Origin of the sequence: Cobetia sp. SIMBA_158 (assembly GCF_046566945.1) — a bacterium.
Taxonomy (GTDB): domain Bacteria; phylum Pseudomonadota; class Gammaproteobacteria; order Pseudomonadales; family Halomonadaceae; genus Cobetia; species Cobetia amphilecti.
In genome coordinates this window covers 1-255 of sequence record NZ_JAWJYL010000693.1, presented here as the reverse complement: position 1 = coordinate 255, position 255 = coordinate 1, and the positions used below count along the sequence as shown (strand labels likewise).

Genomic DNA, 255 nt, shown 5'->3' with positions numbered 1-255 from the left:
CAGCGTCAGGCCATTTATTTTTAACAAAGGTTTGAAACTCCGTTTTAGGCTCACCCTCTACTTGAGGTAAGTAATCACGAACTCGGTTAGTTGTATCAATAGCAACAAGCATGGCATTAGGTATTTGCTCGTAATCAACAAGGGATTTTATAACGCCAGACGCCGTATGATAGTGCTCAACACCATCAAGTAAATAAATAACATAAAGCGGCTGGTCGTCTTTTACAGTGTCAGGTATGAAGATGCTGATTGGCC

The 255-nt window shown here is 41.2% G+C and carries 1 protein-coding gene; it reads right to left on the bottom strand.

Annotation, left to right across the window (positions count from 1 at the left end; translation table 11 throughout):
• On the bottom strand, positions 1 to 255 hold a 255-nt coding region (locus R2R70_RS21605), incomplete at both ends, for an alpha/beta hydrolase-fold protein (RefSeq protein WP_410979139.1).